This is a genomic window from Chamaesiphon sp. GL140_3_metabinner_50 (assembly GCF_025361915.1).
In the GTDB taxonomy this organism is placed as follows: domain Bacteria; phylum Cyanobacteriota; class Cyanobacteriia; order Cyanobacteriales; family Chamaesiphonaceae; genus Chamaesiphon.
On the sequence record NZ_JANYJC010000078.1, the window covers coordinates 1 to 12,936 of the forward strand.

General features: G+C 46.2%; 9 protein-coding genes. 2 read left to right on the plus strand and 7 right to left on the minus strand.

Annotated features, from left to right (window positions below):
- Positions 1-71: 71 nt before the first annotated feature.
- Positions 72-2,447 carry an NB-ARC domain-containing protein gene (locus tag Q0R35_RS03880; protein ID WP_295614657.1) on the plus strand — a complete coding sequence of 792 codons (2,376 nt, stop codon included), beginning with the start codon at positions 72-74 and terminating at the stop codon, positions 2,445-2,447.
- Positions 2,448-2,547: 100 nt separating this feature from the next.
- Here Q0R35_RS03880 and Q0R35_RS03885 read toward each other — a convergent pair whose 3' ends face one another.
- The 7 genes from Q0R35_RS03885 to Q0R35_RS03915 all read right to left on the minus strand — a co-directional run bounded on the left by Q0R35_RS03885 (position 2,548) and on the right by Q0R35_RS03915 (position 12,176).
- On the minus strand, positions 2,548-3,573 hold the full coding sequence (locus tag Q0R35_RS03885; protein ID WP_295614659.1) for an ABC transporter permease: 1,026 nt from the start codon (positions 3,571-3,573) through the stop codon (positions 2,548-2,550).
- A gap of 174 nt (positions 3,574-3,747) precedes the next feature.
- A complete protein-coding gene (locus Q0R35_RS03890; protein ID WP_295614662.1) occupies positions 3,748-5,355 on the minus strand; it encodes an ABC transporter substrate-binding protein in 1,608 nt (535 codons plus the stop codon).
- A 285-nt stretch (positions 5,356-5,640) separates the two neighbouring features.
- Positions 5,641-5,952, minus strand: coding sequence for a hypothetical protein (locus tag Q0R35_RS03895; protein WP_295614664.1), 312 nt, complete (start codon positions 5,950-5,952; stop codon positions 5,641-5,643).
- Positions 5,953-6,052: 100 nt separating this feature from the next.
- On the minus strand, positions 6,053-6,379 hold the full coding sequence (locus Q0R35_RS03900) for a hypothetical protein (protein WP_295614666.1): 327 nt from the start codon (positions 6,377-6,379) through the stop codon (positions 6,053-6,055).
- 266 nt (positions 6,380-6,645) lie between these two features.
- Positions 6,646-8,550, minus strand: a complete 1,905-nt coding sequence (locus Q0R35_RS03905) for a GTPase (protein ID WP_295614668.1) — start codon at positions 8,548-8,550, stop codon at positions 6,646-6,648.
- A 372-nt stretch (positions 8,551-8,922) separates the two neighbouring features.
- A complete protein-coding gene (locus tag Q0R35_RS03910) occupies positions 8,923-10,131 on the minus strand; it encodes a protein kinase (RefSeq protein ID WP_295614670.1) in 1,209 nt (402 codons plus the stop codon).
- A 26-nt stretch (positions 10,132-10,157) separates the two neighbouring features.
- The gene (locus Q0R35_RS03915; protein WP_295614672.1) at positions 10,158-12,176 is read right to left on the minus strand and encodes a hypothetical protein; all 2,019 of its coding nucleotides are present in this window, start codon (positions 12,174-12,176) and stop codon (positions 10,158-10,160) included.
- 482 nt (positions 12,177-12,658) lie between these two features.
- Here Q0R35_RS03915 and Q0R35_RS03920 point away from each other — a divergent pair.
- Positions 12,659-12,936, plus strand: a 278-nt coding sequence (locus Q0R35_RS03920) for a chlororespiratory reduction 6 domain-containing protein (protein ID WP_295614674.1), incomplete at its 3' end; no start/stop codon positions are given.

Below are 12,936 nucleotides of genomic sequence, written 5' to 3' on the forward strand. Positions count from 1 at the left end.
GGATCTCAAAACGAAGTCTAGCTCCTTACTCCTTACTCCTTACTCCTTACTCCCCGCTCCCCCATCTCCCGATGAATGCTAACATTGCCATAACTTGGATCGATCGATTACTTGCCATGCAGACAGGTAGGCACCTTAACGATCTTCAGGTGTTGATTATCGATCGGGTATTAATAGGGCAAAAGTATATCGAGATTGCCACAGAATATCATTGCACGGAAGGGCATGTTAAAGATATTGCGGCGGCGTTGTGGCAATTATTATCGCAACTGTTGGGGGAGCGGGTAACTAAAAATAACCTCAAGTCGATTTTACATCGTCGTCAGGCGATGGAGTCGATCGGGCAACCACAGTCGATTGTTAATTACCATGAAAAGGTGCTTTACTTGGGGAAACCCCAAGAACGCACTTTTCGGTTTATCGGTCGGGAAGGGGCGATTGCTAAATTGGATGAATTTATCCAGCAGGGGCAGCGCACAATTGTGATTCAGGGGGAAGGTGGTGTCGGGAAAACGTTGCTGGCACAGGAGTATTTAAAAACCTGTGGCTGCGATCTAATTTTAGAGTTGTCGATGGCAAAAGAGACGGCTCAAATTACGCCAGCGGAGATCGTGGTAGAGGAGTGGTTGGGGCAAGATTTAAAAACAGATCCGGGGCGAGATTTTGGGGTAGCTTTACTGAGATTGAAGCGGCAATTAAGTACGCGCAAAGTGGGAATTTTAATCGATAATTTAGAACCAGCACTAGATGGTGAAGGTAAAATTGTTGCTTCTCAACGTAATTATGTAGAGCTACTGCGCGTATTGACCGATCGCCAGTTACCGGGAGTTACTTTAATTACCAGTCGCGATCGATTGTGCGAAATCGATCTCAATTTAATTCATTATCGGCTGTCTGGCTTGGATGTCAATAGCTGGCAAATTTATTTTAATTATCGTCAGATTGCGACGACGGTTGGTGAGATAGAGCCTTTACATCATCAATATGGCGGTAATGCCAAAGCGATGGAAATTATTGCTGGTAATATTCATACTGATTTTGAAAGCGACATTCAGACTTATTTAGCAACAGATCGAGAAAATATATCGATTGAAACTGGATTAAAACAATTAATAAGCAATCAACTCGATCGCTTGCAATCGTTAGACAACTGTGCATATCAATTACTCTGTCGGGCGGGATGTTATCGCTATCAAGATTTGAGCCGAGTGAATATTGATGCCCTATTATGCCTATTATGGGATATCGAACCAGAGCGGAGATCGATCGTTGTTAATTCACTTAAAAATCGCTCGTTAATTGAATTTAGTTCCGGTCGCTATTGGCTGCACCCAGCTATTAGAGCTGAAGCGATCGCCAGATTGCAGCATACTGACGATTGGCTAAAAACTCATCAGGCTGCGGCTAATTATTGGACAGAGGCTGTCACGAGAATTACAGATATTACTACGGCAATGACCGCATTAGAGGCATACTATCACTATTTAGAAATTGATGATTTTTATCAAGCAGCACGAGTGTTATTACAGCCACGCGATAATCAGTGGGGACAGTTTTTGCCATTAGCAAGTAACTTGTATCGTATGGGTGCAATTCAGCCTGTTTTAACTGCAATTACTCAAATAATATCCGCTCTACATGGCGATCGTCAATCTGCTGAACTCGCAAACATTCTCGGCGATTTGTATTGGATTGTCGGACGAGTCCGCGAGGCGATCGAGATTCAGCAACAGGCGATCGATTATACGTCTATAAGTTTAGCTCGGATCGACCCAGCCGATCGATCTCATCCGACTCACTGCTTGCATATTTTACAGATTGATTCATTATTAAGCGTCGGGTTATATCATATCGATTTGTGGGAGCTTAATGAGGCGAGTGAGATATTCGATCGAGTAATTAATATGGCAAGTAATACTATGCGCGATCGATGGGCGCAAAAAGCGATCGTCTGCCAAGCATTAGTTCAATCTTACCTCAATAATTTCGACTATTCCAGACAACTACTCGCCCAAATTGAAACCCTCAATTTCCACCAAAAATGGACGGGAAGCAGTGCTTATTTTCTGCAAAAGATCGGGCAAACTTATACTAATTTAGGCGATTTCGATCGCGCGGAACTGGTTTATCAGCAAACCCTCACCTTCTGTCTAACTGGAAACTACCTGCAAACCCAAGGTAGAACCCTCACCAGCTTGGCGCAACTCTATCGACTACAGGGACGCTTAGATATCGCACGCTCTACACATCTCCAGGCGATTGAAATTCTCGATAAACTCGGTGCTAAATGCGATCTCGCCGAAGCCTATTATCAAGCCGAATTGACATCGCAGCAAGCGGGAGATCTCGATCTCAATCAGACAGACTGGAACCTTTATGCACGCACATTATTTACCGAAATTGCCGCACCGCAGCAATTAGCCAAGATCGAGGGAACTAGGGAGTAAGAAGTAAGTAGTAAGGACTAAGGAGTAAGAAGTAAGAAGAAGTAAGGAATGCTTAAAACCTGAAACCCATTTCCAACAACTAAAGCCTAAAGCCTAAAGCCTAATATTTAATGCGCGGATCGATCCAGGCGTTGATGAGATCGATGAAAATACTGGCAATCACTACGATCGCGGCGAAAAAGATCATGATGCCCTGGACTGTGGGATAATCGCGATTGGAGATGGCTTCGTAGAGTTTACTTGCTAATCCCGGCCAAGAAAACGTTACCTCAGTCAGTACGGCACCACCCAGCAGGGATGCAGTAGTCAAACCCAAGACGGTAACTACCGGAATCATCACATTTTTGAGTGCGTGGGAAATGAGAATGGTATTTTCGGGAATACCTCTAGCTCTAGCAGCTTCAACATATTCAGCTTTCATACTTTGCTTGAGATTGACGCGCACGATGCGTTCAAAAATGCCGCTTAATAAGATTCCCAGCGTCAAACATGGTAATGCTAAATGATGGAGCGAGACAAAAAAGCTGGCTAAGTCGAAGTGTAATAAACTATCGATCGTGTATAATCCGGTAATCGGTTTGGGTGGGGTTAAATTAGCCGGGAATCTCCCACCGAGGGGGAAGATCTTTAACTGGACGGCGAAAATTAATTGCAATAGCATCCCCACCCAAAAAATCGGTAAAGAATAACTAACTATCCCAAATAATCTGCCCCCAAGTTCGGTAAATGTGCCGGGACGAGCGGCAGAAATCGTTCCTACAGAAACCCCGACGATAAAAGCCACTAACATACTGCCAACTGCGAGTTCTAAAGTGGCGGGGAAATTATCGTGAATGATTTTAACAACGGCTTCACCAGAACTCGTAATCGATTTTCCTAAATCGCCTTGGAGTGCGTGCCATAAGTATCGAAAATATTGAAAATAAAGTGGTTTGTCCAACCCTAATTGTTTTCGCAATTCAGCCTTACTTTCATCTGAGGCGCGGTTACCTAAAAAAGCATCTGCCGGATCTCCAGGTGTGGCTTTGAGCAGAAAGAAGACGATCGTAAAGATCGTCCACAACATCAGTGGAGCCAGCAATAATCGGGCGGTTAGGTAGTATTGGAGGTTTTTCGATCGTGACATGATCTAGGGGATAGGGGATATGGGATAGGGGTTAGAGGATAGAGGTTAGAGGTTAGGGGTTATGGGTTTAGATAATTATTAGAATGGATAAAAATGTATTACTGAATAAAAATTTGTACTTTTTATTAATAGATTGAAATATTAATCTATTTCCTATCGCCTATTCCCTATCCCCTACTTCTTCATTCCCGAATACAACAAATTCTGAAGCGGATCGATATTGATGCCGCTCATGCCTTTTTTAGCGAAGACAAAATCTTTAGTTTGCCAGAGGGGAATGAGCGGGACATCTTGAATGAGTTGGTTTTGAATATCGGCGTAGATTTGTTGGCGTTTAGCAGGATCTGATTCTTTGCCTTGGGCGGCAATGAGTTGGTTCATTCGATCGCTATAATAGAACGATCCTTGCGTTTGAGAGCCGCCTGCTTTACAGCCTGTAGCCGCCGTACCTTTCGGACATTCGAGGAAGGGTTGCACGAAGTTATCGGGATCGAGAAAGTCGGGATACCAGTCTTGCAGGGTGGCGGGATAGATATTTTTGCTGGCATATTTAAAGAAAGATGCCGATTCGATCGTATTGGGTTCGAGTTCGAGCATCCCGCCCAATTTTTGCCGAGCATAGGCACGTAGAAAGCCCGCAGTCAGACGGCGCGGTGTGGAGCCGGAGGGGTACCAGATTTGAATTTTTGCGGGGTTCTGGGGCGAAAATCCGGCTTGAGTGAGGAGTTGTTTGGCTTTGGCAATATTGCCATCTCCGTAGGCATTTTTAAACCCAGGTTGAGAGACGCTAAAGGTACTGGGCACGATGCTGTATAAGGGCTTGCCCTGCCCGTATAAGATGCGTTCGTTGATGGTGGGTCGATCGACTAACGCCGCGAGTGCTTGACGGACTAGAGGGTTATCGAGGGGCTTTTGGAGGACATTGAGGATTAGATAACTAGTTACGCTACCATCGATCGCGATCGATTGCCAGTTTCCGGCTTTAGCTCCTTCTTCAAGGCTTTTTACCTGATCTGGCTCCAAAGATTGAAAGGCGACATCTACCGCGCCAGTTCGGAATGAATTATAGAGGTTGGCGGAGTTATTCGAGAAAATTTGGATATTCACGCTGCGATTGAGCGGTTTGGCACCCCAATACCGATCGAATGCTACCAATTTTACCCGATCGGTACCATATTCTTTAAGTACGTACGGCCCTGTACCGACAAAACTAGTTGCTTTAAATTTACCTTCGGCAATCTCGTACGCCTTAGGCGACACTGCACAAGTACCGGGGAAGGCTAACATTGATGGGAATGCTGCAAATGGTTTTTTAAGCTTAATCGTCAGCTCGTATGCGGACGTTGCTTTCACCGACTCTACCCGTTCGGATAATAGAAATGAGGGTTTGCCCTTATTTTGAATGAAGCGTTGTAAGGAGAACGCCATCGCAGCGGCATCAAATGTCGTACCATCGTGAAATACCACCCCCTGACGAATGGGAATCGTATAACTCAAACTATCGGCACTAACTTGGGGTAATGCGGTGGCTAACTGCGGTTTAATTTCGGTGCTACCAGGATCGTAAGTATATAACCTGTCGCTCAAATTCCGAATCAACGCGATCGATCTCAATTCATACGCATCCGCAGGATCGAGAGTACGCGGTTGTTGCGTCGTCCCGACAGTAATCGTCCCGTCATCACCACTGGCGGTAGCCGTGGGCGAATTATTACTACTTTGACAACTGGTTACCAAGAGCAACGCAACTGAAACTAAGCTAACATGCTGCCATCTATTCATAGATGTAAGAAATCACCACAATAATTTAAGCTAAAATCCGATCTTGGTGGTTCTGTTAAGCCAAGAATCTTCCCGCATTTACGCCGAGGAGTGTCAACTAATATATAACGATTTGGCAACCATCCACCGATTCCGATCGCCAGAACTTCAATAATCGCCGAATAAAACATTTGCCACCATAGCTAATTCGCCCCCTTACTATATGCAGTAAGAGAGCGAATCTAAGTAACAATCCTAAATTACTCAGCAGCGAGTTGAAAAATTAAATCTCGCTACCAGTAAGATTTAGCGTCTGAAGCGACCACGTTCGGAGTTATCGACATTGGTTTCGCCGATTTGAATAGTCCGGTTATCGCGACCTTGGACATCAGTGGCTTGGTCGGTGACGATCGAAGTACCAGTATTACTAGTACCAGTGCGACCGAATTTGCTGTTATCGATGTTAGTGGAACTACCTTGTAAGGTATCGTTACCTACACCAGTCACCACCGAAGTTTGAATGGTTTTAACAACTGTTGCAGTATCGGCATGAGCGGGAAGCGAAAAACCAACAGTAGCCAAACCTAAACCGATAACCAAAAGAGATTTAACGTTCATGATTAAAATGCCGATAAGTGAGTGAGTAAGTATCTAAAATTGAGAAATTAAGTGCAGTCGCGGTTGTTTGAGACTTGAATCACAACCGCACCAGTAAGATTTAGTTGCGTTTGAAGCGAGGGCTAGCAGTATTACGCTGGGAATTATCAACATTGGTTTCGCTAATTTGACCAGTCCGGTTGAATTTACCTTGAACGTCAGTAGCTTGGTCTACAGAGATCGAAGTACCAGTATCACCCGCACCAGTGCGACCGAATTTGCTGTTGTTGATGTTAGTGTAACTACCTTGGACGGTATCGTTAGCAACACCAGTTACCACCGAAGTTTGACGGATAACGCCGACAGTTGCAGTATCAGCATGAGCGGGAAGTGAAAAACCGATAGTAGCTACGCCTAAACCGACAACGAGGATAGATTTGAAGTTCATGATAGCGATTCCTAAATGAGTGGGTGAGTTAGCGATTTACTGATGCTTGAGACTACAAATCTTGGAGGGTTAATTTCGGAAAAGTTCGAGATTTAATTTCAACTTTAATCTGAGTTTTTCCGGTTTTAACTGTCGGTGTAGTTTGTGTCTGTTGCGTTCGTATCTATAACTACATATCCCTCATCTGGCTTTCCCGAAACTTAGCAAAATTAAATTAAAATCGATCTCGACTACCTACTCAAACCCAGTTGCAGCAATAGTTAGACCTAGATATTTGATTTTAGATAGTAGTCAAATCGCGATCGCAATTGCTGGGCTGTCAGCGATTGCGTCCAGTATTCTAGCAGCGCATGACCGAAAGCATAGGCATTTTTGTTGGGTGCGGCGGAGCTATCTAGTAATAACGGCCATAGTGCCAGCAGATCGAAGTTTATCGATCTTGACTGGCTGGTATTTAATAGTGAGTGCAAGTCGTACGCCATTTGCAATTTACCGATGACTACAGGTAACTGCTCGATGGGAATCTGGGCGACCAGCAATTGCGCCAGTGCTGGCGATCCGGTGGTGAGGGTAGAGATAAACTCTAATACGGGACTTTTGAGCAGTTGGGTGAGTCCCTGAGTTGTGGTCATCTGAATGCTATAGCGATCGATAATACCTGCCGCCGCGACAATCCGCGCGTCGAGGTTGCTTAAAAACCGTGCCAGTCGGATTTGTTTGCTCGGTTCGATTTTATCGAGCAGAGCTAATGATAATGTATCGAGACCCCAAGCCAACCGCCCCAGGCTGGCATCGGCATTGACTAGCGGTAACACTAAATCGCAGTATTCACCCAAAAACTCACTCCGGTAGGCGGTAGCCTCACGGATGGCAACTTCCTTAGGGCGAGTGCCCCATTGCCAATCATAAGGTGGCTCCCACTCCCGCAGCGGTCGCACGCGATCGACTTGAGTTACAATTACCACGATCGGTAAATCGGCATTGACGCTCTTCAACTCCTGTAAAAAGTCCAGATCCATCTGCAACGCCGGATCGAGCGCGGGGGTAACTAATAACAGTAAATCGGTAGTTGCCGCATAATTAAGTACCTGCGATCGTAAATCCGCTCGGCTGGCTTGCTCGTAACCAGGGCTATCCCACAGCGTCAGGCTTTCGCCGCTGGCTGTTTGCCACTGATAATTTTGAATTTTGTCAGTACTGGGCAAAACATCGACTAGAGCGAGTTCTGACTGAAATAAGGTATTAATCAGACTGCTTTTACCCGCCCCCGTCCGCCCGACGAGTAGAAGATCGATCGGTTTTTGGGCGATTTGCTCTGGTGGTTCGGCACTAACTAAAATATCTCGCAGCGTTTGGGTAGTTGCCACAGCCGAACTCTGAATCACGGGCGATGGTAACGGCTGGAGCTTGCCACTATATAGAGCCACAGCCTGACGACAGAGGTTCGTTAAGGCAGCTTCGCGAGTCAGTTGACCCAAATTGACCAACAACTGTCGATCGGCAAGGCTAGAAGATTCCTTGGTGGCACGCTTGGCGATCGCGGCGACGGGATTGAGTACCCATTGCGCCCAGTTCCACACCTTGAGCAGTTTTTGAGCGGATGGTGCTAATTTTTGATATGTCTCGTAGGCTTCATACGTCTGGGCGATCGTGACGCGATCGAGTGCTGGCGCGAGTTTTTGCATCCAGGCATCCATATCATCGGTAGTACCCCGCATCAACCCATATGCCTGAGTCACATAAATATTTAACAGCGGATACTTAACTTCAGGATGATAAATCTTGGCAATGGCGACAATTAATTCTTGACATCGCTGCCAAAATGTCGTCCAATCTTCCCAAATCGGTCGATCTTGCTGCGAATCGGCAATAACCTGTTGCAGGATGGTAGTAACTCGATCTGCTGTATCTCCAGCCAGTGGCGCAGCATTGGCGGTAATTGCTGCTAATTCCCGACTCGCTGCGGCAATAACATCCGCACCGCGATCGATACTCGATTTACTCCACCGTACCAACAACCACCGCCAACCCAGCAATAGAAGGGTAAATACGCCCCAAATCCAGTTAATGCCCCACTCATGAATTTTAACTCCAGCAGCAACAAGCAAGAAAATAACCACACTCGCGATCGGCGATCCTAGAATGACCCACTGCCAAGGTTTCAATTGCATATCGATAATTCAGAGATAGAGATAACTAAGATTTGTTAGCCAGAGTGAAGTAAAAAGTCGTCTTCCGCTCCAGCTCGAACTCTAGCCAAATTTTACCAGTTTCAGCTTCGACAATCTTTCTTGATAACGATCGGGATTTTTAGTACATAACCTCGATCGAATATCGATCGCCAGGATCGTAATTGCTGGGAACCGAATGGTCAGAAACTACGGGTTGGTTCAAGATTTAAAGATAGCGGCAATTACGTTGTCTCGACAGGCGATTGTGGTCACGCTGCGCGATCGAGAATATCTTAGAGCATTCAATGGTGGTGTTGGGTTTCGCTTCACTCTACCCAACCTACAAATCTACAATAGATCGATCGCGAGATCCTACACCGATCGCAGATCCTGTAACGCTTGGGCTAAATCTGCGGCGGTGGGATAACGATCGCGCGATCGCGTTTGGGTGACTTTATCGATGAGGGCTTGGAGTTGGGGCGTTACGCCTGGTAATGAGGAGACGTTAAAACGGTAACCATCTGGTTGCCATTCGATCGAATCGGCGGGATTGCGTCCGGTGAGTAGAAAAATCAATGTCGGGCCGATCGCGTATAAATCTGACTGGGTGCAGGGTTGACCGCTATTTTGTTCTGGTGCCATATAGTCTGGCGCGCCGATTTTTGTGCCGCCGAGGGTGCCGATTTCTTTAACTGCACCAAAATCGAGTAAAAAGATGCGCTTATCGATCGCACGTACCAGGATATTTGCGGGTTTGATGTCGCGATGGATCAGTGGTGGCTGTTGTTGGTGGATGTAGCCCAAAATCTCGCACAATTGCATCATCCAGTCGATCGCTTGCGCTAGCGATACTTTCCCCCGTTCCATTACATATACGTCCAAATCTTGACCGTGAATTAGTTCCATCGCCAGATATTTACGTCCGTCGGCGATGAAGAAGTCAAAATATTCGGGAATGCCGGAATGGTGGAGACTTTGGAGAATTTTGGCTTCGCGCTCGAATAATTCTTGCGCTTTCGGAATCGCCGCCATATCAGCGTTCATTTCTTTGAGTACCAACATTTTCGACTTATCCCAAGCCAAATAAGTTGTACCCATCCCCCCTTGTCCGAGGGTTTTAAGGATCTGATACTGATGAATCTGGTAGATGACGTTAATCGGTTCGCCGCAGTGTTTACAAAACAGGGTGTTACTAGGATTATCGAGGTGTTGGCACATCACCGGAATCTCGGCAATAGTTGGCGCATTTATGACCATCACCACATCTAGTTGAATGGTGAGTAATGCGCCTGCTTTGGGGATTTGAATCCGATCGCCGTTGGTCAATAATAGTTTATCGATCGATAGGTCGTTAACGAGGGTACCATTGGCACCCTGATTGGTAATTTCCCAGTAGCCGCCGCCTTGGCGCAAGCTTCTAAATGAGATTGTGGCATGAAGCCGCGAAATTGAAGGTCGATCGATGACAATCTCGTTACCTGGCGATCGACCGATCCGAATCGGTGCTGGCGGAATAAATTGCCACTGCTGCGAGATTTCCCCCCGGTTTTCGTCCCACAACGAAATTTGAATGTTTTTCATGAAGCCAGCGGCAATTTACCAATTTTCTAATTACTAGCCGATCGAGGTACCAGGAGCAATCGCCAATTAGACATATAAGAGCGTGCATCGCTATAAATCGAACTGCGCCGTCCGATGGTAGCGGCTAGATCGATCGCGGTGGAGATTTTGCCCTGGCGATAAATAGTAATAGCACGTTCTAGGGTACGTCGATCGGCTATTTCTTGGAGTTCGATGTTCCAGTACCGGACTTGCGATTGAGCGTCTTGATAGAGCGATCGACCGGGGGTAATTCGATTTGCCATTGTGACTGCTTGGGTAAGATTGCCTTGACTAGCTAAAGCCATCGCGCTGGCAAGAATCGGGCGATCTTCGATCGTCTGAATTTTCTCGTTCCAGGCGGCGACATAGCCAGTAATTTCTTCGCCCAGGGGTCGATCTGGAGTGATGTTTTTAGCTAGGCGTACGGCGGCTTTGAGATTGGCGAGAGATTCGCTCTTGCTTACAAGTTGCTTGGCTTTAGCTAAGATAACGCGATTATCGATGGTTTCGATCTGGCGACTCCAATCGGCGATTTCTGACTGGACGGTTTGACCGACTTCACTTTGAGCGGGAACTTGTTTGGCAGTGGCGATCGCTAGTGCCAGCGTACTTGGTTGCTGGAAGCTGGCGATCGATCTCGCCCACTGGAGTTGGGTTTCCTGTTTGAGCCGCGATTCCCAGTTCGATCGTTGCGTCCGCGCGAGGGTATAAATCGGGCTAGTTTTAGGAATTTTCTTGACTTGGGAGATCGCATCCATCATCGCCAGCATGTGCTTCTTGCCCGCCCAGACGTGTGCCTGATTGAGCTTGACCCAATCTTGTGCTTCGCCATAAATTGACGTGTCCTGGGGCACTTTTTGAACGAGGGCGATCGCTTCGTTAAAGTTCTGCGCTTTATAAGAGTTGATGCTCAAGTTGACTAAATGTTTGCTCCACTTACTCCGCAGGATTTGACCCTCATGGTACACATAGGTAGACGAATCGATTTGGTTTGCCAGTTTCATGGCATTGACGATCGGTTCTGGCTCGTTTGGTAATGGTATTTCGACGACTTTTTCTTTTTTCCCGGCGGCTTTAACTGCCGCTGCAATCCGCTTGGCGCGAGTATTATAATCATCGCTATCTTTAGTTTCGAGTGCGTCTTTAGCTTCTTGGAGTTTATCCCACCCATTGCGTTCTTGGGCGAGTTTGGCAGCCATTTTGTCGTACTTAAAGCCATTCCAATAGGTACCGCGCATTTTCTGAACCGACTGCAAAATTGCAAACGATTGATTCCATTCGCCGCTTTTCATCGATTGCTCGAATTTACTATCAATTTTGGCACTATCGCGATCTTGAATCGTTAATTTGCCGATCGACTCCTGAGCCAAATCGTATACAGGACTAGTCGTTGGCACGATTTTTAGCGTCGCGATCGCCCGATCGATCTTCCCTTCATTAACTTGCTTGCGGCTGATTCGCATCAAATCTTCCGACCAGCGTTTGAGCATCCGTTGAGATTCGCGATACAGTGGGTGCCGATCCGTCCACCCCTTGACTAAATCGACCGCACTGCGAAGTTTAGGAACTTCTTTAGTATCGGCTCCCACTTGCGCGCAATACAAGCGTTCGCCATCGGTCGAAATTGGCAATGTGCCCTGACAACTTGGCGTTGGCGGTACGGCAATTAGCAACAAGTAGCTAGTAATGCCAGTACCGCCCACCATTGCCGCCAGTACCGCCCAAAATGCCGACCACGGATCGACTGTTACCGTCGGTATATTTAGCTTGCTAATCGGTGCGATTGCTTCGTTAAACATCTCACCATCGATAAACTTGGCGATCGCCGAAATTTTAGTGTGGCGATCGATCGCCCCCACCGCTGGCGGATCGCTATCCCTATGCGGATCGCCCTCAGTCTCGTTTTGATGAGATGCCGATCTATCGCCCATAGCTGTTGGCTGGCTGGCTGTCTGGTTGCCTTTCAACTTACTCCACAGCGCATTTAACCGAGTACCGATTTCATTCTGGGTGCTGTTTTGCATTATCTCCTCTTCAAATAAATATTAGGTTCTTAAATGTATCGTGAAATTAGATTTTTTATAGTTTAAAGTCTATATACTACCCGATCGAGACTAAAATAATACTTACTATTTACATACCCAGAATCGAGGTATCGAAAATTACACATTCACAGATTAGCAATATCCATAACACTAATTTGCAGACATTTCGATTTTACTAATATTATCTTAATCAATGTCCACTCAAATTCACAGGCTTGGCGGATATTTTCCGACTTTTTACCGACTGTAAATCTTTGCTGAAAGTTCTCGATCGGACGAAGATGTGCGATTGTATAGCTGTAAGCTAAAAGCTGGTGGAGTCAATGATGCAGAAATCTTTGCTAAAATATGAACCAGTGGTTAGTTTCAAAAGCTTAACATCATTAACGATCTTTCCAAACTACGGGTAGTAGCGATCGTAAATTATCTACCATTTGTCAAATTCACGCCGATTTTAGAGAATGACGACGTTGACAATTAGCGATCGCGCACTGCTGAATTTAGATTTATCCGCGATCGTCGCACCGATCGATCGGTGGTTACTTACCGATCCTAAGCAATTTAACCTCGATCTCCAACTCACGATCGATTACAACCGAGATCCTCAAGATCCGCGCGAACTTTCCGAAATTCCCGAAGTCCGGCTGTGGTTTATCCGCCTCGATGCTCGTTACCCATATTTACCACTACTCCTCGATTGGCAAGCCGGAGAACTCGCCAGGTACGTTGCCATGTTAGT

Bases quoted from the DNA above. Each gene is read 5' to 3' on its own strand.
- Q0R35_RS03880 (WP_295614657.1), top strand. From the start codon at position 72: ATGAATGCTAACATTGCCATAACTTGGATCGATCGATTACTTGCCATG.
- Q0R35_RS03885 (WP_295614659.1), bottom strand. From the start codon at position 3,573: ATGTCACGATCGAAAAACCTCCAATACTACCTAACCGCCCGATTATTG.
- Q0R35_RS03890 (WP_295614662.1), bottom strand. From the start codon at position 5,355: ATGAATAGATGGCAGCATGTTAGCTTAGTTTCAGTTGCGTTGCTCTTG.
- Q0R35_RS03895 (WP_295614664.1), bottom strand. From the start codon at position 5,952: ATGAACGTTAAATCTCTTTTGGTTATCGGTTTAGGTTTGGCTACTGTT.
- Q0R35_RS03900 (WP_295614666.1), bottom strand. From the start codon at position 6,379: ATGAACTTCAAATCTATCCTCGTTGTCGGTTTAGGCGTAGCTACTATC.
- Q0R35_RS03905 (WP_295614668.1), bottom strand. From the start codon at position 8,550: ATGCAATTGAAACCTTGGCAGTGGGTCATTCTAGGATCGCCGATCGCG.
- Q0R35_RS03910 (WP_295614670.1), bottom strand. From the start codon at position 10,131: ATGAAAAACATTCAAATTTCGTTGTGGGACGAAAACCGGGGGGAAATC.
- Q0R35_RS03915 (WP_295614672.1), bottom strand. From the start codon at position 12,176: ATGCAAAACAGCACCCAGAATGAAATCGGTACTCGGTTAAATGCGCTG.